The organism is Streptomyces sp. NPDC004629 (genome assembly GCF_042873595.1).
Classification (GTDB): domain Bacteria; phylum Actinomycetota; class Actinomycetes; order Streptomycetales; family Streptomycetaceae; genus Streptomyces.
In genome coordinates this window covers 41553-62923 of the sequence record NZ_JBIALO010000002.1, presented here as the reverse complement: position 1 = coordinate 62923, position 21371 = coordinate 41553, and the positions used below count along the sequence as shown (strand labels likewise).

The window sequence follows — 21371 nt, the reverse complement described above, 5'->3', positions numbered from 1 at the left end:
CCCGGAGCCTCGTATGCCCCCGTCGCCGTCATCGCCCCCGCGCCCGCCCCGTGCCGTCCGGCGGGCGCGGGCCTCCGCCGCGCTCACCGCGGTCCTCGCACTGCTGTCGTTCGTCATGCCGCTCGCCACCGACATGTACCTCCCGGCGTTTCCGCGGATGGCGGCCGACCTGGGCACCGATGCCTCCGGGGTGCAGCTCACGCTGACCGCCTTCATGGTGGGACTGGCCCTCGGGCAGCTGGTGTTCGGGCCGTTGTCCGACCGGTTCGGCAGGCGGCGGCCGATTCTGGTCGGCACCGGGGTCTGCGCCTGCGCCACCGCCCTGTGCGCCGTCGCGCCCACGCTGGAGTGGATGATCCTGCTGCGCTGGCTGACGGGCGTCGGCGGCGCGGCCGGACTCGTCGTCGGGCGCGCGGTGGTCGCCGACCTCGCCCGGGGCGAGCAGGCCGCACGGCTGTTCGGCATCCTCATGGCGCTGGGCGGCGTGGCCCCCATCGTGGCGCCGCTCGCGGGCGGGGCCGTGGTCACCGCGACCGGGTGGCGTGCCGTGTTCTGGGTCCTCGCGGCGGCCTCCCTGGTGACCTTCGCCGCCGCCTACGCGATCGTCCCCGAGAGCCTGCCGCCCGCGCGACGCACCCCCGTCGGGGCGGCCGCGGTGGCCCGGTCGGTGCGTTCCGTCCTGGCCGACCGCGCCTACCTGGGCTTCACCGGAGCCTTCGCGTTCGGCAGCGCCGCGCTGTTCTGCTACATCGCCGGTTCGCCCTTCCTGCTGCAGAACGTGCTCGGGCTGAGCGTCGGGCAGTCCTCGGCGGCCTTCGCGGCGGGCGCCTTGACGGCCACCCTGTCCAGCGCCCTGAGCGCCCGCCTCGTCGGCAGCTTCAGCCCGTGGTCCCTGCTGCTGGCCGGGCTGGTCCTGCTGGCCGTCGCCGCGGCGACGGCGCTCGCCGTCACGGCCCTGGACCGGCTCGGCCGGATCGAGGCCTTCACCCTGCTGGGGCTCGCCTTCCTCGGGCTCGGCCTGGTCTTCGCCAACGGCACGACCCTCGCGGTCGGCGCGGTGCCCCACGCGGCCGGCGCGGGCTCCGCCGTGCTCGGCACCGCGCAGAGCGCGCTCGGCGCCCTGGCCGCCCCGCTCATGGGGCTCGGCGGTGACCGCACCGCGCTGCCGATGTTCCTCGGGATGACCGGGTCCGCCGCGCTCGCCCTGCTGTGCCTGGCGAGCGCGCGGCCCCGTCCGGCAGCCGCGCCGCACAGGGATTTTCTGGGGAATTCTTGATGTGATTCTGGAGGCGATCTATAGGGAAACCAAAGGATCAAGCGCGCCTCGAAAGGGAATTTCAGCAGGCCGCTCCACTGCCCGTGAAGTGCGTCGATGGCCCACCTCTCCTTCCCGGCGGATGACTTGACGGAGTCCGAAGCGATTCCTTTCCGGTGCTATTTCAAGCCCCGGAGAATTCACGGCACCCGTCCAGAAGGAGGTTTCAGTGGACCACTATCTCGCGCTCCTGCGCCGACTGCCCGCCTCCCAGCAGCCGGAATGGGAGGACGACGAAACACTGCACCAGGTACGGGACGATCTCGCGGCCCGGCCCCCGCTGGTGCGGGCGCGGGATGTCCACCGGCTGCGCTCCCTGCTGGCGCGGGCCGCCTCCGGAGCCGTCCAGATCATCCAGGCGGGAGACTGCGCCGAGGACCCCGAGGAGTGCACGCGCGGATACGTCGCACGCAAGGCGGCGCTGCTCGACCTGCTGGCCGGCACCCTCAAATCGCTGTCCCACAAGCCGGTGCTGCGCGTCGGGAGGATCGCCGGCCAGTTCGCCAAGCCCCGCTCGCAGCCGACGGAGACCGTGGCCGGGCGCGCCCTCGCGGTCTACCGCGGGCACCTCGTCAACAGCCCCGAGCCGGACCCGCTGCTGCGCACACCCGACCCGCGCCGGCTGCTGACCGGTTACGACGCGGCGAGCAGTGTGCTGCGCCACCTCGGCTGGCAGCAGCCCACACCGGGTCATGACGTGGACGCCGCGGTGTGGACCAGTCACGAGGCGCTCGTCCTCGACTACGAACTGCCGCTGCTGCGCGAGGACGGTGACGGTTCCCCGTATCTGGCGTCCACGCACTGGCCCTGGATCGGCGAGCGCACCCGGCAGGTGGACGGCGCACACGTCGCCCTGCACTCCGCCGTCGTGAACCCGGTCGCCTGCAAGGTGGGCCCCGGCATCACCCCCGAGGAACTGCTCGCCCTGTGCGACCGGCTCGACCCGCACCGCGATCCGGGCCGACTGACGCTGATCGCCCGCATGGGCGCCGCCGCCGTGAGCACCCGGCTGCCCCGGCTGGTCCGCGCCGTCCGGCAGGCCGGCCACCCCGTCCTGTGGCTGTGCGACCCGATGCACGGCAACACCGTCACCGGCCCGGACGGTCTGAAGACCCGATTCCTGGAAACGGTCGTCCACGAGGTGGAGGCGTTCTACGAAGCGGTCTACGAGGCCGGCGGCACCGCGACCGGGCTGCATCTGGAGACCACGCCCGACGATGTCGCCGAGTGCCTGTCCCACGAGGCGCCCGAGGAGCGGGACACCGGCAAGTACACCAGCTTCTGCGACCCGCGGCTCAACCCCGCCCAGGCCATCGCCGTGGCCGCGGCCTGGCGCGGCTGACGGCACGGACCCCCAACGAGATGTCATGGGAGGCAAGTTGAACCCGAAAACGGACCTGCCCCGGGCCACGGCCCTGGTCACCGGCGCGGCCGGCGGCATCGGCAGTGCGATCGTACGGGCCCTGGGTGAGCACGGCGTCACCGTCGCCGCCGTGGACCGGGCCGAGGCCCGGCCAGGCGTCCTCGCGGAGAAGGCCCGCGCCGACGGGCTCGACGTCCACGCGTTCGCCGCCGACGTCAGCGACGAACGGGCGGTCGAGGCGCTGCTCGACGACGTCGAGCGCCGGCTCGGCGGCGTCGGCAGCCTGGTGAACGCGGCCGGAGTCCTCAGGCCCGGACGCGCCCACACCCTCAGCCACGAGGACTGGGCCGGCACCTTCGCCGTCAACGCGACCGGTGTCTTCCTGGTCTCCCGCGCCGTGGTGCGCCGCATGCTCGACGCGCGCCGCCGGGGAGCCGTGGTCACGGTCGCGTCCAACGCCGCCGCGACGCCCCGCACGGACATGGCGGCGTACGCGGCGTCGAAGGCGGCCGCGACCATGTTCACCAAGTGCCTCGGCCTCGAAGTGGCCCGGCACGGCATCCGCTGCAACGTCGTCGCGCCCGGCTCCACCGAGACCCCCATGCTCGCCTCGCTGTGGCGCGAGCCGTCCGGGCGCACCGGCACCCTGGAGGGCGTTGCCGACGAGTACCGGGTGGGCATCCCGCTCGGCCGGATCGCCCGTCCCGGCGATGTCGCCGACGCCGTCGTCTATCTGCTGTCCGACCGGGCGCGGCACATCACGCTGCAGTCCCTCACCGTCGACGGCGGCGCCGCTCTGGGGGTGTCCGCATGACCCGGGCGCTGCCCGCCCCCGGCATCCCCGAGATCGAGGGCTACCCGCTGCCGGGCCCCGGCGAACTGCCCGCCAACACGGCGCGCTGGACGCCCGATCCGCGGCGCGCCGCGCTGCTCGTCCACGACATGCAGCGCTTCTTCCTGCGCCCCTTCCCGGAATCGGTGCGCACACCGCTGATCGCCAACACCGCGTTGGTGCGGCGCGCCGCGGCCGACACCGGGATGCCCGTCGCCTACACGGCTCAGCCGGGCGGCATGACACCGCGTCAGCGCGGTCTCCTCAAGGACTTCTGGGGGCCGGGCATGACCCCGTCGGTGGAGGACCGCGGGGTCGTCGACGACCTCGCGCCGTCCCGGGCCGACCACACCTTCACCAAATGGCGCTACAGCGCCTTCGTCAACACCCGGCTGCTCGACTGGATGCGGCAGGAGCGGCGCGACCAGCTCGTCATCTGCGGCGTGTACGCCCATGTGGGCGTCCTGATGACGGCGTGCGAGGCGTTCTCGCACGACATCCAGCCGTTCGTCGTGGCCGACGCGGTCGCCGACTTCGACGCGGACGAGCACCGCATGGCCCTGCGGTACGCGGCCCGGCGGTGCGCCGTCGTCATCGGGGCCGAGCACTTCGACGCCGAGGTGCGTACGGCCGCCGGGCGGGGGGAGCGGGCATGACCGATGCCCTTTTGGAGCGTGTGCTCGGCGGGGCCGTGGCCGCCTATGCGCTGCTGTACCGGCCCGAGGCCACGGGGACCGGCGTCGTGGAGGTGCTGGCGGGTGACACCGTGACCCTGGACGCCCTGTCCGACCTCTCGGACCTGCCCGCTCCCGCGGCCGGCCCGGACGACGCCGCGGCACGCCATGACGTGCTGGCCCTCGTGCCGTACCGGCAGCTCGCCGAACGCGGCTACGCGGCACCCGACGACGGCACTCCGCTCACCGCCCTCGTCGTACGCGAGCAGGCCCGCGTGGCGCTCGCCGATGTGCTCGCCCGCGTCCCCGCCGCCCCCGCCGCCCTGCGCGGTGGCCGCTTCGAACCGGACGACGAGACCTACGCGGCGGCCGTCCGGCGCGTCGTCGAGGACGAGATCGGCACCGGCGAGGGCGCCAACTTCGTCCTGAAGCGTTCCTTCGTGGCCCAGGTCGACGGCCACGACGCGCACACCGCCGTCCGCTTCTTCCGCCGGCTGCTCGGCCAGGAGAGCGGAGCGTACTGGACGTTCCTGGTGCACACCGGGGAACGCACCCTCGTCGGTGCCTCCCCGGAGCGGCACCTCAGCCTGGACGCCGGGCGGGCGGTGATGAACCCGATCAGCGGAACCTACCGCTACCCGCCCACCGGCCCGGTCCTCGACGAGGTCATGGAGTTCCTGCGGGACACCAAGGAGACCGACGAGCTGTACATGGTCGTCGACGAGGAACTGAAGATGATGGGCCGCATCTGCGAGGGCGGCGGCCGGGTCGTGGGCCCACGGCTGAAGGAGATGGCGCGGCTCGCCCACACCGAGTACTTCATCGAGGGCCGCTGCACCCGCGAGATCCCCGACGTCCTGCACGAGACCCTGTTCGCCCCGACGGTCACCGGCAGCCCGCTGGAGAACGCCGCGCGTGTCATCGCGCGGTACGAACCGGGCGGGCGCGGCTACTACGCGGGGCTCGCCGCGCTCATCGGACGTGACGAGCGGGGCGAGCCGGCCCTGGACTCCGCCATCCTCATCCGCACCGCGGACGTGGACGGGGACGGCAGGGTCGAGATCGGGGTCGGGGCCACCCTGGTCCGCCACTCCGATCCCGCCGCCGAGGTCGCCGAGACCCGGGCCAAGGCGGCCGGGCTGCTCGACGCGCTCGCCGGCCGCGGCGGCAGGCTCGCCGACCACCCCGAGGTGCGTGCCGAACTCGCTCGCCGCAACGCCCGTATCGCCGGTTTCTGGCTGGCCTCCGGCGCGGACGACACGCCGGCCGGTCTCGGCGGGCGTACCGCACTGGTGGTCGACGCCGAGGACACCTTCACCGCCATGCTCGCCCATCAGCTGCGCGCGCTCGGCATGGCGGTCACCGTCCGCCGCTACGACGAGCCGCACGTCCTCGGCGCTCACGACCTCGTCGTCATGGGCCCGGGGCCGGGCGATCCCACGGACACCGGTCAGCCGAAGATCGCGTATCTGCGCGGGAGCCTCCATGAACTCCTGGACCGCCGGCTGCCGTTCCTCGGGGTCTGTCTCAGCCACCAGGTGCTGGCCTCGCTGCTCGGGCTCGACGTGCGCCGCCGGCCCCGCCCCAGCCAGGGCGAGCAGCGGTGCATCGATCTGTTCGGCGAGCGGGTCCGGGTCGGCTTCTACAACACCTTCGCCGCGCACGGCACCGACGACAAGGTGGACGTGGGCGGCGTCGGCGCGGTGGAGGTCTGCCGGGACCCGGACAGCGGTGAGGTGCACGCCCTGCGCGGACCGGGCTTCGCATCGCTTCAGTTCCACCCCGAGTCACTGCTCACCCAGAACGGCCCGCGCATCGTGGGCTCGCTGATCAAGGAGGTGCTCAGGTCGTGAAGGCCGTCGTTGCCTGGTGGGATCTCGCGCCGTCCGGACGCGACGCGGCGTCGCTGCGGACGTTCCTGCGCGAGGAGGCCGTCGCCCGGTTCGCTCAGGTCGCGGGCCTGCGGCTGAAGGTGTGGATGTCCGATGCGCCGACCGGCCGCTGGGGCGCGATCTTCCTGTGGGAGTCCGCCGAGGCCGCGGCGCAGCAGCTGCCGGCGCGCGCCGCCGAGATCATCGGCTATCCGCCGACGGAGGTGCATGTCTTCGACGTGGAGGCGGCCACCGAGGGCCGGCACGGCACGCCGGATCTCGCGGGGCTCGGCCTCGCCTACGCGCAGAGGAGCCCGGTCGCGTGACGGACCTCATCGTCGTGGGCGGCGGCATCGGAGGGCTAGCCGCCGCCCTGGCCGCGGCCCGGACCGGATGCCGGGTCACCGTACTGGAACGCCAGGACGTCTTCGGCGAGTTGGGGGCCGGCATCCAGCTCGGCCCGAACGCCTTCCACGCCCTGGACCGGCTCGGTGTCGGCGACGCCGTCCGTGACCGTGCCGTGCGCATCGACGCGCTGCGTCTGATGGACGGCACCACGGACGAGACGATCGCCGCCATGCCGCTGACCGGCGCGTATGTGACCCGCTTCGGCAACCCGTACGCCGTCGTGCACCGCGCCGACCTGCACCGGCCGCTGCTGGAGGCCTGCCGGGAGGCCGGGGTCGGCCTGCGGGTGGCAAGCGGCCTGGTGCGCTACGAACAGAACGCGGCGGACGTCACCGCCGTCCTGGCCGGTGGTCAGCGGGTCCGGGGCCACGCCCTGATCGGCGCCGACGGCATCCGCTCCACCGTGCGCGCCCAGCTCGTCGGCGACGGCGAACCGCGCGTGTCGGGGCACACGATCTACCGGTCCGTCGTGCCGATGGACACGGTGCCCCGGGAACTGCGCTGGAACGCCGTCACACTGTGGGCGGGGCCGAAGTGGCACTTCGTGCACTACCCGATAGCCTCCGGCGAGTTCCTGAATCTCGCGGTCACCCGGGACGACGGCGCGCGCGAGGCGGTGGCCGGGGTGCCGGTGCCCAGGGAGCGGGTCCTCGGGGAGTTCCCCGGCCTCGGCGCCTTCGCCCGCCGGCTGCTGGAGCTGGGCCGTGACTGGCGCACCTGGGTGCTGTGCGACCGTGATCCCGTCGGGACCTGGACCGAGGGCCGTGTCGCCCTGCTCGGCGACGCCGCGCATCCCATGCTCCAGTACGCCGCCCAGGGCGCCTGCCAGGCGCTGGAGGACGCGGTGGTGCTGGGCGGACTGCTCGACGGGGCCGCGCTCGACGACGTACCGCAGCGGCTGGAGAAGTACGCCGCCGCGCGCCGCGAGCGGACGGCCAGGGCGCAGCGGGTCGCGCGCCAGATGGGCGAGCGCCTCTACCACCCCGCGGGCCGGGCCGCGGCCGAACGCAACGCGATGCTCGGGGCGTTGTCGGTGACCGATCTGTACGACGCCGTGCAGTGGCTGCACGGCGAGCGCGCCTTCACCAGCCCCGGCGCCGGCTGAGATCGGCCCCACGCGAAGGCCGCCCCGGTTCACGGGGCGGCCTTCGCGTCGCACGGGCCCGGCGTCACACCGAGCCGGCCGCGCCCTGCTTGAGCGGGCGCCACCAGTCCTCGTGGCCGCGGTACCACTCGACCGTCTCCCGCAGTCCCGCGTCGAAGGACTTCAGCGGCCGGTAGCCCAGTTCCTCGCGGATCTTGGAGTCGTCGATCGCGTACCGCAGATCGTGGCCCTTGCGGTCGGTGACGAGCCGGATCCGGGAGGCGTCCGCGCCGCACAGGTCCAGGAGCCGTTCGGTGATCTCACGGTTCGTCAGGCCCGTGCCGCCGCCCACGTTGTATATCTCGCCGGCCCGGCCCCGGGCGAGCACCAGATGCACGGCGCGGCAGTGGTCGTCCACGTGCAGCCACTCGCGCATCTGGCGGCCCGTCCCGTACAGCGGCACGGGCAGCCCGCTGATCAGGTTGGTGGTGAACAGGGGGATCAGCTTCTCGGGGTGCTGGCGCGGACCGTAGTTGTTGGAGCAGCGGCTGATCCGCACGTCCAGGCCGTGCGTGCGCCAGTAGGCGCGGGCCAGCAGGTCCGCGGAAGCCTTGGACGCCGCGTAGGGGGAGTTGGGCAGCAGCGGCTGGGCCTCGTCCCAGGTGCCCGTCTCGATGGAGCCGTACACCTCGTCGGTGGAGATGTGTACGAACGTCTGGACGCCGCCGTGCAGGGCGGCCTCCAGAAGCGTCTGTGTGCCGAGCACATTGGTCCGTACGAAGGCGCGCGGCCCGAGCAGCGAGCGGTCCACGTGCGACTCGGCCGCGAAGTGCACGACCTCGCGGTGGCCGGGCAGCAGCGTCCGCACCAGTTCCTCGTCGCAGACGTCGCCCTTGACCAGCGTCAACCGCGGGTGGTCCAGCGGCAGATTGGCGGTGTTGCCGGCGTAGGTGAGCAGATCGAGGACGGTCACCTCGGCGTTCTCGTATCCCTCGTAACGGCCCTCCAGGAGGCGGCGCACGAAGTGCGAGCCGATGAACCCGGCGCCGCCGGTGACCAGGACGCGGTGTGTCACGCGACCACCGCCCGGCAGTCGTCGCCGACCACGAGCTGGTGCGCCCGGGTGCCGGGCGGCGAGGTGACCTTGGCGCCGCGGCCGATCAGCGAGGCGCGCACCGGCCGGACCCCGTCCAGCACGGCGCCGTCCAGCAGGATGGAGTCCTCGATGTCGGCGCCATGCACGGTGCAGCCGGCGCCGAGCGCGGTGTGCGGCCCGATCCGGCTGTCCTGGACGACGGTGTCGGCGCCCACGACGAGCGGTCCGGTGAGCCGGGAGCGCACCACGGTGGCGCCGGGCTCGACGATCACGGCGCCGCCCAGCACGCTCTCCTCGTCGACCCGGCCGCGTACATCGGACACGACCCGGTCGAGCAGCACGCGGTTGCACTCCAGCAGGCCGTCGATCTTCCCGGTGTCCTGCCAGTATCCGGCGTACTCCACGGCGGTGACCGTGCGGCCCTGCGTGACCAGGTGCTGGATGGCGTCGGTGATCTCCAGTTCGCCCCGCGCGCCGGGCGGGACGGCGCGCACCGCTTCGTGGATGAGCGGGGTGAAGAAGTACACGCCGATGACGGCGAGATCGCTGCGCGGGTGACGCGGCTTCTCCACCAGGGCCCGCACGACGCGGTCCGGGCCGACCTCGGCGACACCGTACTGCCGCGGGTCCAGCACCTTGGTGACCATGATCTGGGCGGCCGGGCGGCGCGCCACGAAGGACTCGGCGGCCTCGCCGATGCCCTCGACGAGCACATTGTCCCCGAGGTACATCACGAAGTCGTCGTCGCCCAGGAAGTCCTCGGCGATGGCCACGCAGTGCGCGAGGCCCAGCGGCGCCTGCTGCCGTATGTAGGTGATCCGCAGGCCGAGCCGCGCGCCGTCGCCGACCGCGGTGGCGATCTCCGCCGCGTGGTCCCCGACGATGATGCCGACCTCACTCACGCCGATGGCGCGGATGTTCTCCAGGCAGTGCACCAGGACCGGTTTGTTGGCCACCGGGACCAACTGCTTGGCCATCGAGTGGGTCAGGGGGCGGAGCCGGGTTCCCATTCCACCCGACAGGACGAGTGCTTTCATTGCAACCTCTCACTCACTAGGTGGGGCAGCGCCGGGAATGACAATGCCGCAACGGTCTTGCGGTGCCCTTGAGAAGTCTTAGCGGTCCGCCAGGGCAGGCCGGCGAACGGCCTCCAGAAATCTCCTGTGATTTCCCTAGAACGCATTTCTAGGGTGACGGCCATGCATATTCTCTTTCTGGCCGGGGGAAGCCCGGCGACGATTTTCGGCCTGGCGCCGCTCGCCACGGCCGCACGGAACGCGGGACACCAGGTGTTCCTCGCCTCCACCGAGGAGATGATGCCGGTGGCCGCCGGCGCCGGGCTGCCGGGCGTCCCCGTCACCACCCGCTCGATCCGTGACTTCATGACGACCGACCGTTCCGGGGAGGCCCTTCAGTGGCCGCAGGACCCGCAGGAGCACATCCGCTTCATCGGCCGCGGCTTCGGCCGCATGGCCGCCGACAGCCTGCCCGCGCTGATCGAGGTGGGCCGCGCCTGGAAGGCCGACCTGGTGGTCGGCGGCATGCTCTGCTTCGCCGCGCCGCTGGCCGCGAAGGCCCTCGGCATCCCCTATGTGCGGCAGGCCTGGGACACCGGCGAGCCACCCGAGGTGGACGGCGCCGCGGCGAGCGTCATGGGGCCCGAGCTGACCGCGCTGGGCCTGGACCGGCTGCCGGAACACGACCTGTACATCGACATCTGCCCGCCCAGCCTGCGCCCCCGCAACGCGCCCGACGCGCGGCCGATGCGGTACGTCCCCGGCAACGGACAGCGCTCCCTGGAGCCGTGGATGTACGTCCCCGGTGACCGACGGCGGATTCTGGTGACCGCCGGGAGCCGGGTCAGCCGCCATCAGTACTTCGACTATGTGCGTGAACTGGCTCGCAAGGTCGGCGCGTTGGCCACCGAACTGCTCATCGCCGTGCCCGACGAGGTGGCGGGCGAGCTGACCGAGGGCCTGCACCATGTGCGGGCCGGCTGGATGCCGCTGGACGTGGTCGCGCCCACCTGCGACCTGGTCGTCCACCACGCGGGCGGCGGCACGGCCCTGACGGCGATGAACGCGGGCGTACCGCAGCTGCTCATCCCCAACATGCCCAAGCTGGTGCCGCCCTCGCGCCGCCTCGTCGACTTCGGGGCCGCGCTGATGGTGCCGGACGGCGAGGACTCGCAGGACGCCGTGGTCGCCGCCTGCGAGAAGATCCTCGGCGACCCCTCCTACCGGGAACGCTCGCAGGCGCTCGCCGCGGAGATCGCCGGCATGCCGCTGCCCGCTCAGGTCGTGGGCGCCCTGGAGGACCTGGCCGGCTGACCTCAGGGACCACGGACACGGCCGCGGGGTGGCACCGGGTTCTCGGTGCCACCCCGCGGCCTCGCGTGCGCGGGACGGTCCGCGCGGCCCTCACCACGACGGGCGGGTCGAGGAGCCGGCGGCCGCCCTCTCCCGGCCCGGGGTGAGCCCGTCCACGAGGTCGGTGTCGAGCCGGGGGTCGCCGGTGAGGATGGCCTCGTGCAGCAGCCGGACCCGCAGGCACGGTTCGATGCCGAGTTCCTCGTCGAGGATCCGCCGCAGCCGGTGGAAGGCCTCCAGTGCCTCCACCTGCCGGCTGGACCGGTACAGGGCCAGCATGTACTGGGCGGTGAGGTTCTCGTTCAGCGGATGCCGTGCGGACAACGCGCCCAGTTCGCTGAGGAGTTGGTGATGCAGGCCGAGCCGCAGCTCGGCCTCGAAGCACTGTTCCATCATGCCGAGCCGCATCTCGGTGAGGCTGTTCACCCGCTCGCGCAGATGAGGCCCCGGCGTCACGTCGGCCAGGACCTCGCCCCGCCACAGGGACAGCGCCGCGCGGAAGATCCGCGACACGGCCCGGTCGTCACCGCCCCGCTGTGCCACCCGGCCCTCCTGCAGCAGGCGGCTGAAGCGGGTGAGGTCGAGGGCGTCGGGTTCGGTGACGATGCGATAGCTGCGCGAGCCCGTGACCAGCTTCTGCCGGGCGGACTTCAACGAGCAGATCGAGGGCGAGCGGGCGAGGGAGCGACGGATCTGCAGGATGTAGGTCTGCAGGGTCGGTAAGGCGCTCGGCGGTGGATTGTTCTCCCACAGTTCCTGACTGCATATCTCGGTGGACACCGGAAGATTTGCGTGAAGCAGTAACAGCGCCAGCAGATGCCGCTGCTTGGGCGCCGTCGGAAGATACTCGATCCCATCGTCCATGGCGGAGATCGGCCCCAGGACACGAAATTCCATTGATTCCCCTGAACGATATGGGGGCAGTTCGGATCCTGCCGCGTGAGGCCCCCACTTTCTGGCACGGATCGACCGGGATGCAACGGAACCGGGGATATTCTGTCAGGTGGCCGACGACGCCGGGCACAATGCGTTGTCGGCACCGCTATGCAATCAGGAGATCAACTGCCGCGCCTTCCCGAGCAGTTCGATCTGCTGCTCCCAGGACCCGCCGACGGGGCAGACCACAACGTGTTCGGCGCCCGCCGACGCGTACGCCGTGATGCGCTCGGCGATCAGTTCGGGCGGCCCGGACACCGCGACCGCGTCGGCGAGTTCACGCGGGAACCCGAACTGTCCGTGCAGCACGTCCACCAGCGCGTCCTGCGAGAGTCCGCCCATGTGCCCGTCGAGCGCGGCGAACACGGTGACCGTGACACGCGACACCGAACGCCCGGCCGCGGCACTCAACTCCCGTATTCTCTCCCGCCCTTCGGCGACGCCCTCGGGGGTGATCGCGGCCGGCAGCCAGCCGTCGCCGAGTGTCGCGGCACGACGCAGGGCGGCCGGTGAGCCGCCGCCGATCCACACCGGTGGCACGGGCACCGCCGGGGCCAGGGCCACCGTCGTCCGCGGCAGGTCGGGAAGCTCCGTCGCCCGGCCGGCCAGCAGCGAGGGCAGCGCGCGCAGCGCCGCGTCGGTGCGCCCGGCCCGCTCGGTGACGGGCACCCCGGCGGCCTGCCATTCGTCGGCCGGTACGCCGCCCAGGCCGACGCCCAGGTGCAGCCGGCCCGGTGCCAGTGCGTGCAGTGAACCGATCTGCTTGGCGGCCCAGGACAGCCTGCGCAGGGCCAACTGAAGGACACCGAAGCCCACTTCGAGCGTGCTGGTGGCGGCGGCGGCCGCGGCCAGTGCCACGGTGCTCTCCAGGAACGGCGCACCGGTGGCCAGGTGGTCGCTGGCCCACAGCGAGTCGAGGCCGGCCTGTTCGGCGCGGCGTGCCACCTCCTGCGGGGTGGGCAGCGAGCCGTCGGGCGCGCTGAGGGACGAGTACGAGACGCCTGTCTTGACCATGAGTTCTCCTTGGGCGGATGGGCGGGCGGCGGTCACTGCGCGGCCGGGGCCGGCTCCCCCATGCTGACGACGGCGCAGCGGTGGTGATCGATGTCGACGAGCCCCTTGGTCCGGCCGAAGATCTGCTGGAACTCCGCCAGCGCCGCGCACCGTTCGAAAGACTCCTGGTCGTCCCACAGCGCGAGCGAGAAGTAGACGTCGGGCTCGTGCAGCGACCGCACCAGCTGATGGCGGATCAGTCCCGGCTGCCGCTCCATGAAGGCGCCGCCCTGGGCGTAGATCTCCTCGTACAGCTCGGTCGAACCGGTGACGGTGATCCGGTTGGCTATGACGTACATACGGGCTCCCAGAGGTGAGGCGGTGGCGGGTCGGGCCTGACGGTGAGCGGGTGACGGCCGGAGCCGGCGACGGGGGAATGGCTCCGACTCCGGCCGTCGGTCTCAGACGGGCTGGTTCTCGGACTCGGACGTACGCTCCGGGGCCGGGCCCGCGGGACGGGGCGCGGCGGAGCCGGAGAGCATGGCCACCACGAGGACCGCGCCGACGGCGCAGACACCCGCCACCCACCACAGGGCGATGTGCCAGGCGCTGGTGAAGTGGTCGGCGAGCACGGCGTGTTCGGGGCCGTCGGGCAGATTGCCCGCGGAGATCTCCTTGGCCAGGTGCGCCGAACCGACCCGGCTCTGGATCAGGCTGACCAGCAGGGACCCGAAGATCGCCAGGACGAGGGCCTCCGCGCCGCCGCGGATCGTGTTGAGGAACCCGGCCGCCATGCCCGCCCGCTCCGGCTCGACCTGGCTCATGGCCTGGCCGTCCGTGATGCCGAACGAGATGCCCATGCCGATGCCGATCACGACCAGCGGTCCGAGGAGCCGGACCGCGCCGATGCCGGGCTCCAGGACGGTCAGCCATGCGCTGCCCGCCGCGATGAACAGCAGGGCGAGCATCATCAGGATGCGCGGCGGGAAGCCGTGGGTGATCAGCCAGCCGCCGACCTGCGGGGCGACCAGCACCGGCACCGTCATCAGGAGCATGGTCACACCGGCGCTGGTCGCCGAGGCGTCGCTCGCGCCCTGGAAGTAGGTCGGCAGATAGGTCAGCGTGCCGACGAATCCGATCGAGGTGATCAGCGTGCCGACACACCATCCGGTGTAGCGGCGGTTCTTGATCAGGGTCAGGTCGAGGACCGGGTGGGCGCTGCGCCGCTCGACGATCGAGAACACGATGAGCAGCGCCACGCCGAGGACGAGGCTGACCACGATCAGCGGATCCCCCCAGCCGCTCTCCGGCCCCTGCACCAGGCCGATCATCACCAGGGCCAGACCGAGCACGAAGGAGATCACGCCGGGTACGTCGACGCGCGGTCGCTCCCCGGCCCGCGACTCACCGACCTTGACCGTGCCCAGCAGCACGAAGACCAGCACCACCACATAGAACAGGAAGCTGGCACGCCAGCCGAGGCTGCCCACCAGCCAGCCGGACAGCGTCGGCCCGAAGGCGATGCCGATGCCGACCACGGTGCCCATGGCGGCGAAGGCACGGGTGCGCGCCGCCCCGTCGAACGTGGTCGCCAGGATCGCACCGGAGCTGGCCAGGACGCCCGCGGCGCCGATGCCCGCGACGGCGCGGGCCAGGTCGAGCACCGCGATGTGCGGTGCGAGCGCGCTGATCAGCGAGCCCACGGCGAACAGCCCGCCGCCCAGCACGAAGATCCGGCGCCGCCCGAACAGGTCGGACAGCGAGCCCGCGACGAGTGTGATCGCCGCGAAGAGCAGGTTGTAGATGTTCACCACCCACATCAGGGGGGCGCCCGAGGTATCCAGGTCCTTGCCGATGTCCGGCAGCGCCACGGCCGCCCCGGAGATGGACATGGGGACGACGAGGACGCCGAGCAGCACAACGACGAGCGTCATGGCCGGACTCGACTGTGGTGGAGATGACTTCGTTCCGGCTGTGCTCATCGTTTTCCCTTCCCGGATATGACGCGGACAGCACCGAACGTAGAAGGTCAAGTTCGGTTGAGGTCCAGTGCGGCTCGCGCACTTCGTCAGGTCGGTCGGGGGCCCAGATTCCCGTCAGGAAGTCTCTAGGGCGGTGGGCGAGCCTGGTCCCGACGGCCGGGGCTTGCCCCCGCCGGCCGGCCCACGACGGTCTCCCGAGGAGAGTGCGATGGTGTTCACGGACCTGGCGGACTTCCACCATTGGCTTGCGAAACGTCACGAAGCGAACGAGTACCGGGTGACTCCCGCGCCGCTGAACCGGCTCGACGGCTGGAGCGCGGACCCGGTCACCGGCGATCTCCACCACACCAGCGGCCGCTTCTTCACGGTGCACGGCCTGGACGTGACCGGCTCGGGGCGCGAGGTCGGGCACTGGCAGCAGCCGATCATCAACCAGCCGGAACACGGCGTCCTCGGCATCCTGGTCAAGGAGTTCGACGGCGTGCCGCACTGCCTGCTCCAGGCCAAGATGGAGCCGGGCAACATCAACACCCTCCAGCTCTCCCCGACCGTGCAGGCGACCCGGAGCAACTACACCCGCGTCCACCGCGGGCGCGCGGTGCCCTACCTGGAGCTGTTCATCGCGCGCGGACACGGCCGCCCGCTGGCCGACGCGCTGCAGAGCGAGCAGGGCTCGTGGTTCCTGGCCAAGCGCAACCGCAACATCGTCCTGCTGATCGACGACGACATCCCGGTCCTGGACGACTTCTGCTGGCTCTCCCTCGACCAGATCGGCGAGCTGCTGAAGGTGCACGACCTGGTCAACATGGACACCCGTACCGTTCTGTCGCATCTTCCGGACGCGCTGCTGCCCGCGGGCGAGCGTTTTCGCGGCGCCCCCGCCCAGCCCCTGGCCAACCTGCTCAACTGGCTGACCCACCACAAGACCATGGACCGTACGACGCGCCGCACCGTCCCGCTCGCCAAGACCGAGGGCTGGCGGCTGACCGACGAGGAACTGCGGCACGAGCACGACCGCTACTTCCGCATCGTCGGCGTCGACGTACGGGCCCAGAACCGGGAGGTCGGCCACTGGTCCCAGCCGATGCTCGCGCCCTGCGGCGAGGGCGTCGTCGCCTTCGTCGTCCGCCGGATCGACGGTGTCCCGCACGTCCTCGTCCAGGCCAGGGCCGAGGCCGGCACCCCGGACGGCGTCGAGATCGCCCCGACCGTGCAGTGCAGCCCGGGCAACTACGCGCACTTCGCCGACGGCGTGCGCCCCCGCTACCTCGACACCGTCCTGTCCGCGCACCCCGAGCGCGTCCTGTTCGACGTGGTGCACTCCGAGGAGGGCGGCCGCTTCTACCACGCCCGCAACCGCTACCGGGCCGTCGAGGTCCCCGACGACTTCCCCGTCGAGGCCCCGGACGGCTTCCACTGGGCGACCTGCGGCCAGCTGGCCCGGATCAACCAGTACGGGGGACTGCTCAACGTGGAGACACGCAACCTGCTGACCTGCATGGGGTTCATCGCATGAGACCGCAGCGGCCCGTACGCGTGGGGGTCATGGGCTGCGCCGAGTTCGCGCTGCGCCGCATGCTGCCCGCCATGGCCGACAGCCCGGACATCGAACTGGCCGCTGTCGCCAGCCGACGCCCGGCGACGGCCCGCGAGGTCGCCGCGCGCTTCGGCGGCAGCCCCGTACGGGACTATGAACGGCTGCTGGACTTCCCGGACCTGGACGCCGTGTACATCCCGCTGCCGAACGCGCTGCACGCCGAGTGGGTGCTGCGTGCCCTGGACGCGGGGCACCACGTCCTGGCGGAGAAGCCCCTCACCACCCGCGCCGGCCTCACCCGGGAGGCCGTGCGGCGGGCCGAGGGGCGCGGGCTCGCCCTCGTGGAGAACTTCCTGTTCGTGCACCATCCGCAGCACGCCCGGGTGCGCCGCCTGCTCCAGGACGAGATCGGCGAACTCCGGCAGATGTCCGCCGTGTTCGCGATCCCGCCGCGCCCCGCCGACGACATCCGCCACCGGCCGGACCTGGGTGGCGGCGCCCTGCTCGACGTCGGCGTCTATCCGCTCAGGGCCGCGCAGCACTTTCTCGGCACCGGCCTCACCGTCGTCGGCGCCGCCCTGCGGCAGGGCCCCACCGGCGTCGACGTCGAGGGCTCGGTGCTGCTGCGCCGCGCGGACGGGGTGTGCGCCCAGCTGTCCTTCGGCATGGAGCACGCCTACACGTCCCGCTACGAACTGTGGGGCTCTGCGGGACGTATCACCGTGAACCGGGCCTTCACGCCGCCCGCGGACCAGCGGCCCGACGTGACGGTGGAGCGGGACGGCGCCGTCCGCGGCATCGCACTGCCCGCGGCCGACCAGTGCGCGGCGGCCGTCGCCGCGTTCGCCGCGGCCGTCCGCGACCCGGAGTCCTGCCGTGCGGCGGCACAGCGCTCCGCGGACCTCGCCCGCCTGACCGACGACGTCCGTGCGGCCGCCGCCGAGGACGCCCGGCACATCACGGCAGCCGTCGTGCCCCAGGGCCCTGGCGGCTGAGCACATCGTGCGGATTGGACAGCGCGCAGTGTTCCAGCGACAGACAGCCGCAGCCGATGCACTCCGTCAACCGCTGCTGCAACGCCCGCAGCTGACAGATGCGGGCGTCCAGTTCCGGCTGCCACGACCGGGCCAGTCTGGCCCAGTCCGCGCGGGTGGGCGTGCGGCCTTCCGGCAGCTCGGCGAACGCCTCCCGGATCGCGGCCAGAGAGATCCCCACCGCCTGCGCGGTCCTGATGACGGCGACCCGGCGCAGCGTGTCCCGACGGTAGCGCCGTTGGTTGCCGCCCGTACGACGGCTGTTGATCAGCCCCTCGCGCTCGTAGAAACGCAGTGCCGAGGGGCGCACGCCGCTGCGTGCCGACAGTTCCCCCATGGTGAGTTCCTTGGCCGGCGGACGGGACGGTTCTCGGTCCATCCGCACACGCTATGAGCCTTGGGCCGTCCTCCCGATCGACTCGCACGGACTGTGTCATGTCACCGCAGCACCGGACGTTTCCCCAGGTCACCGGTGCTCCCCGGTGACCAGGACAACGAGGGGGGCACGGAAGTGTGTGGTCGGCGGCCCTCCCGCCGAGCGGCCCCGGCACCGACGGTGGAGACACACATCGCGGGGTGATCGTGCCCCTGTGACAGCGGGAGAAGAAGCATCGTGATCGCATCCGCCGGACCCGGACCGTCCTCCAGGCTCTTCGCGTCCCTGCGCCGCCGTGACCAGCGCACCAAGGCGGAGCTGTACCTCGCGGGGCTGCTCGCCACCGAGGGCCGCAAATCGGTGCGCAACATCTCCGCGTCGCTCAGCGGCGCGGGCGACGGTTCGACGGAACAGAGCCTGCACCACTTCATCACCAGTTCGACCTGGGACTGGGCCCCCGTGCGCGCGGCCCTCGCCGAGACGCTCACCGAACGCGCCCCGCGGCATGTGTGGACGGTGCGGGCCCTGCCGATACCCAAGGCGGGCACCCACTCGGTCGGCGTGGACCGGCTCTATGTGCCCGGCCTCGGCCAGTCCGTCCACGGCCAGTTGGCGTTCGGTCTGTGGTGCGCCGCCGAGCAGCTGGCCGCCCCCGTCGACTGGCGGCTGCACCTGCCGGACAGCTGGCTGGGCGAGGCCCGGCGACGCGCCCGCGCCGAGATTCCCGCGTCCGCCGCACCGGAGGACCTGGACGAGTGCGCCGTCTCCCTGGCCATCGGCGGCGCGGGCCGCACCACGGGACGCCCGGTGGCGCTGGATCACGTACCGGCCCGGCCCGGCGCCGTCGCCGACGCGTTCACCCGGGCCGGTGTGCCGTTCCTCACCCGGATCACCGCACGGACCCCGCTCGCCGTCGCGGACCCCGCGCTGCCGGGCGCCGGGGCCGGCCCGCTGCCCGCCGGGCAGATCCTGCAGGCGCTGCGCGGGTTGCGCCGCCCGGTGACCTGGCCCGACCCCGGCCACACCCCGGTGCGCCGCACCTCCCTGGTGGCCGCCGTCCCGGTCCGCGCGGGCCGCGCCGCCGCCGGGCACCGGCTGCTGCTGCTCGGCGAGTGGGCCGATCCGCGGCGCCCGCCCGAGACCCTGTGGCTGACCTGGGTGCGCGGCGCCTCCGCGGGCACGCTGCTGCGCCTGACCAAGTACGCGGCCCGGGTCCGCGTCGACGGCGAACCGCTCGGCGACCGCGTCGGCCTGCGCGACTTCGAGGGCCGCTCCTTCCCGGGCTGGCACCGGCACATGACCCTCGCCTCCGTGGCCCACACGGTGTCGGCGGCCTCCGCCGCGGACACCGCCTACGCGTTGCCGCTGTCCGCCTGACTCCGGGCCGTGCGCGGCAGCCGGCCGAGCAGCGTGTTGCGCGTCCGGTGCAGCCGCAGCGCCAGCTGGATCTCCAGGGTGCGCCCCGGCTCCTGCCAGTTCTCCCCGAGCAGTTCGGTGATGCGGTCGAGGCGGCGGGCAACCGTGTTCGGGTGGATGTGCAGCACCCGGGCCGCCCGCCGCGGGCTCGCCCCGGCCGCGAAGTACACCTCCAGCGTGCGGGCGAACTCCGTGTAGCGCTGTTCGTCGTGGGCCAGCACCGGTCCGAGCACCGACTTCACATACGACGGAACGCTCAGCACATCCGTCAACAGCACGCCCAGGAAGCCCAGTTGTTCCGGAGTGGCGACACTGCCCTGGCTGCCGAGTTCGGTCAGGGCCTTCAGACAGCGCTGGGCGTCGGCGTGCAGGCCCGCCACCTCCAGCAGGCCCGTGCGCGGGCCCGCCGCCCCCACCGTCACCGGCACACCCAGCAGCGGCGACAGCTCCTTGTGCGCGGCCTGCGCGGCGGCCGCCGCGTCGCCGCCGGGCAGCAGCAACGACAGACAGTCGCCCCGCACGCTCTTGAGTCCCTGCTTGCGATGCGCGTACGACGTCGCCCACGCGGTCGCCCGCCGCAGCGACCCGCCCTCCGGACGCGCCACGACCACGACGTACGGCGTCTCGGGCGCGATCCCGAGCCGGTTTGCCTGCTCCCCCAGTTGCCGCCACGCAAGGCCCGTGGAGTCCGGTGCCAGCAGCGCCTCGAACAGGGCGTCCCTGGTGCGTCCCTCGGCCGTCGCCCGGTTCCGGTCGCGCAGCAGGGACAGCGCGATCGTCCTGACCACCAACCGCAGCGAACGCGGGCCCCGCTGCCCGGTGAACGGTGTGTCCGGCAGGAACAGCACCGTGCCCAGCGGATCGCCGCCGCCGGTGACCGGGGCCACCCACGCCCCGTCGTCCAGCGGCACCGGTTCGCCCGCCGCCATCGCGTCGAGACTGCGCTGGGTGAGGATCTCGTCCTCGTACTCGGGCAGTCGGCCGTGCGCGGCGAGCAGTTCGCCGCCCAGCTCGCGCACCGCCAGCGCCCCGCCCAGCGCGGTCGCCGCCACCTCGGTGATCGTCTCCAGCGGGCTGCCGTCGTCCACCAGGGTCAGCAGGTGGTCGTACGCCGCCTCCATCCGGCGGTGCGCGCCGACGATGGACCACGCCTGGGCGCCGTCGCTCTCCAGCTCCGCCTTCTGCGCGCCGAGCGACTCGATCAGCCGCGCCGTGCCGATCGTGGTCGCGGTCAGGGAGGCGAGGGTGGACAGCGAGCTGATCTCCTGGGCGGTGAACCAGCGCACCTCGCGATGCGCGGCGTACAGGGCTCCCGACACCCCGCGGGAGGCCCGGAACGGCACGGCCACCATCCCGCGCAGGCCCTCCGCGCGCACCACCTGGTCGACCTCCTCCGAGTGCTCGATGGTGGGGTCGGCCAGATAGTCGGAGGTGGAGAACGGTGCCCCCTTGTCCAGGGCGGCGCGCCCGATCCCGAACGGGACGGTGATCCGCAGCCCTATGTTCAGCGCCGTCACGTCGCCCTCCGACGCCACGACCGTGATCGACCCGTCGGCCTGCTCGTACAGACCCAGAAAGGCGAGATCGACCCGGAGTAATCGGCGGGCGCGCTGCGCCGCGGTGCGCAGCGTGCCCTGCACGCTCTCGGCCATCGCCTCGGCCAGGTCACGGGAGGTGTCCACGAGCGAGACCAGAGTCGCCTCTCTGTCCTGGGCCTGCGCGAACCGGTCAAGGACGGACGAGCCGAGCACGACCGCCTGCTCCAGTTCCTGTATCTGCTGCGTGCTCGCGCCGAACGTCCTGGCATCGGAGAGCAGTTCGTCCAATCGATGTGCGGCTCCTTGCTCGGCGAGTGCGGTCAGGACATCCATCACCGTGGGAAACCGGCGCGGCGCAGGGGACATGGTCCTTCCTCTCCAAGGACGGTGGGCCGTGACGCCCAGTGGTGACGCGAGCACTGCAAGGGACCGTCAACCTTGTCATGGGACCACCTTTTGCGTGGTCATTACCTTGCACACAATGGCAGGCGCAATGGATCGCGGTGCAAGAGGCGGGGGCTAGGCGCCCGCGAACCCAGGGAGGGTA

19 protein-coding genes are annotated in these 21371 nt (G+C 72.4%); 11 read left to right on the top strand and 8 right to left on the bottom strand.

Going from position 1 to position 21371, the window contains the following annotated elements:
* Positions 1 to 13: 13 nt before the first annotated feature.
* The 7 genes from ACFYTE_RS03230 (at position 14) to ACFYTE_RS03200 (ending at position 7568) form a co-directional block, all read left to right on the top strand.
* Positions 14 to 1276, top strand: coding sequence for a multidrug effflux MFS transporter (locus ACFYTE_RS03230; RefSeq protein WP_388704202.1), 1263 nt, complete (start codon positions 14 to 16; stop codon positions 1274 to 1276).
* 208 nt (positions 1277 to 1484) lie between these two features.
* The gene (locus ACFYTE_RS03225; protein ID WP_388704199.1) at positions 1485 to 2657 is read left to right on the top strand and encodes a 3-deoxy-7-phosphoheptulonate synthase; all 1173 of its coding nucleotides are present in this window, start codon (positions 1485 to 1487) and stop codon (positions 2655 to 2657) included.
* 25 nt (positions 2658 to 2682) lie between these two features.
* Positions 2683 to 3492 (top strand): 2,3-dihydro-2,3-dihydroxybenzoate dehydrogenase, encoded by an 810-nt coding sequence (locus ACFYTE_RS03220; RefSeq protein ID WP_388704197.1) that lies wholly within the window; start codon positions 2683 to 2685, stop codon positions 3490 to 3492.
* Positions 3489 to 4166 (top strand): isochorismatase family protein, encoded by a 678-nt coding sequence (locus ACFYTE_RS03215; RefSeq protein ID WP_388704194.1) that lies wholly within the window; start codon positions 3489 to 3491, stop codon positions 4164 to 4166. The genes ACFYTE_RS03220 and ACFYTE_RS03215 overlap by 4 nt, the downstream gene beginning before the upstream one ends.
* The gene (locus ACFYTE_RS03210) at positions 4163 to 6037 is read left to right on the top strand and encodes an anthranilate synthase family protein (protein WP_388704191.1); all 1875 of its coding nucleotides are present in this window, start codon (positions 4163 to 4165) and stop codon (positions 6035 to 6037) included. Before ACFYTE_RS03215 ends, ACFYTE_RS03210 begins: the two co-directional genes overlap by 4 nt.
* Positions 6034 to 6381, top strand: coding sequence for a YdhR family protein (locus ACFYTE_RS03205; protein WP_388704188.1), 348 nt, complete (start codon positions 6034 to 6036; stop codon positions 6379 to 6381). The genes ACFYTE_RS03210 and ACFYTE_RS03205 overlap by 4 nt, the downstream gene beginning before the upstream one ends.
* Entirely contained in the window at positions 6378 to 7568 is a 1191-nt protein-coding gene (locus ACFYTE_RS03200) for a 3-hydroxybenzoate 6-monooxygenase (RefSeq protein ID WP_388704185.1), read from the top strand. Before ACFYTE_RS03205 ends, ACFYTE_RS03200 begins: the two co-directional genes overlap by 4 nt.
* A 64-nt stretch (positions 7569 to 7632) precedes the next feature.
* Here the strand turns inward: ACFYTE_RS03200 and rfbB are convergent, their stop codons facing one another.
* Both rfbB and ACFYTE_RS03190 read right to left on the bottom strand, forming a co-directional pair.
* Positions 7633 to 8622 (bottom strand): dTDP-glucose 4,6-dehydratase, encoded by a 990-nt coding sequence (rfbB, locus tag ACFYTE_RS03195; RefSeq protein WP_388704183.1) that lies wholly within the window; start codon positions 8620 to 8622, stop codon positions 7633 to 7635.
* On the bottom strand, positions 8619 to 9680 hold the full coding sequence (locus ACFYTE_RS03190; protein ID WP_388704180.1) for a glucose-1-phosphate thymidylyltransferase: 1062 nt from the start codon (positions 9678 to 9680) through the stop codon (positions 8619 to 8621). Before ACFYTE_RS03190 ends, rfbB begins: the two co-directional genes overlap by 4 nt.
* A gap of 162 nt (positions 9681 to 9842) precedes the next feature.
* On the opposite strand from ACFYTE_RS03190, the gene ACFYTE_RS03185 reads away from it, so the two are divergent.
* The gene (locus ACFYTE_RS03185) at positions 9843 to 10973 is read left to right on the top strand and encodes a nucleotide disphospho-sugar-binding domain-containing protein (RefSeq protein ID WP_388704177.1); all 1131 of its coding nucleotides are present in this window, start codon (positions 9843 to 9845) and stop codon (positions 10971 to 10973) included.
* Positions 10974 to 11063: 90 nt separating this feature from the next.
* Here the strand turns inward: ACFYTE_RS03185 and ACFYTE_RS03180 are convergent, their stop codons facing one another.
* The 4 genes from ACFYTE_RS03180 to ACFYTE_RS03165 all read right to left on the bottom strand — a co-directional run bounded on the left by ACFYTE_RS03180 (position 11064) and on the right by ACFYTE_RS03165 (position 14875).
* Positions 11064 to 11876, bottom strand: coding sequence for a BTAD domain-containing putative transcriptional regulator (locus ACFYTE_RS03180; protein ID WP_388704174.1), 813 nt, complete (start codon positions 11874 to 11876; stop codon positions 11064 to 11066).
* A 186-nt stretch (positions 11877 to 12062) separates the two neighbouring features.
* Positions 12063 to 12962 (bottom strand): LLM class flavin-dependent oxidoreductase, encoded by a 900-nt coding sequence (locus ACFYTE_RS03175; RefSeq protein WP_388704171.1) that lies wholly within the window; start codon positions 12960 to 12962, stop codon positions 12063 to 12065.
* A 32-nt stretch (positions 12963 to 12994) separates the two neighbouring features.
* On the bottom strand, positions 12995 to 13300 hold the full coding sequence (locus ACFYTE_RS03170; RefSeq protein ID WP_388704168.1) for an antibiotic biosynthesis monooxygenase family protein: 306 nt from the start codon (positions 13298 to 13300) through the stop codon (positions 12995 to 12997).
* Positions 13301 to 13402: 102 nt separating this feature from the next.
* A complete protein-coding gene (locus tag ACFYTE_RS03165; RefSeq protein ID WP_388704165.1) occupies positions 13403 to 14875 on the bottom strand; it encodes an MFS transporter in 1473 nt (490 codons plus the stop codon).
* Positions 14876 to 15131: 256 nt separating this feature from the next.
* On the opposite strand from ACFYTE_RS03165, the gene ACFYTE_RS03160 reads away from it, so the two are divergent.
* A complete protein-coding gene (locus tag ACFYTE_RS03160) occupies positions 15132 to 16439 on the top strand; it encodes an NDP-hexose 2,3-dehydratase family protein (protein WP_388704162.1) in 1308 nt (435 codons plus the stop codon).
* Positions 16436 to 17455 (top strand): Gfo/Idh/MocA family protein, encoded by a 1020-nt coding sequence (locus ACFYTE_RS03155; RefSeq protein ID WP_388704159.1) that lies wholly within the window; start codon positions 16436 to 16438, stop codon positions 17453 to 17455. The genes ACFYTE_RS03160 and ACFYTE_RS03155 overlap by 4 nt, the downstream gene beginning before the upstream one ends.
* Here ACFYTE_RS03155 and soxR read toward each other — a convergent pair.
* On the bottom strand, positions 17418 to 17873 hold the full coding sequence (gene soxR, locus ACFYTE_RS03150) for a redox-sensitive transcriptional activator SoxR (protein ID WP_388704157.1): 456 nt from the start codon (positions 17871 to 17873) through the stop codon (positions 17418 to 17420). The genes ACFYTE_RS03155 and soxR overlap by 38 nt on opposite strands.
* Positions 17874 to 18107: 234 nt before the next feature.
* Between soxR and ACFYTE_RS03145 the strand changes: the two genes are divergently transcribed.
* Positions 18108 to 19247, top strand: coding sequence for an IS701 family transposase (locus tag ACFYTE_RS03145; RefSeq protein WP_388704154.1), 1140 nt, complete (start codon positions 18108 to 18110; stop codon positions 19245 to 19247).
* Here ACFYTE_RS03145 and ACFYTE_RS03140 read toward each other — a convergent pair.
* Positions 19223 to 21190 (bottom strand): helix-turn-helix domain-containing protein, encoded by a 1968-nt coding sequence (locus ACFYTE_RS03140; protein ID WP_388704152.1) that lies wholly within the window; start codon positions 21188 to 21190, stop codon positions 19223 to 19225. The two genes, ACFYTE_RS03145 and ACFYTE_RS03140, sit on opposite strands and share 25 nt — an antisense overlap.
* Between the last annotated feature and the right edge of the window lie 181 nt (positions 21191 to 21371).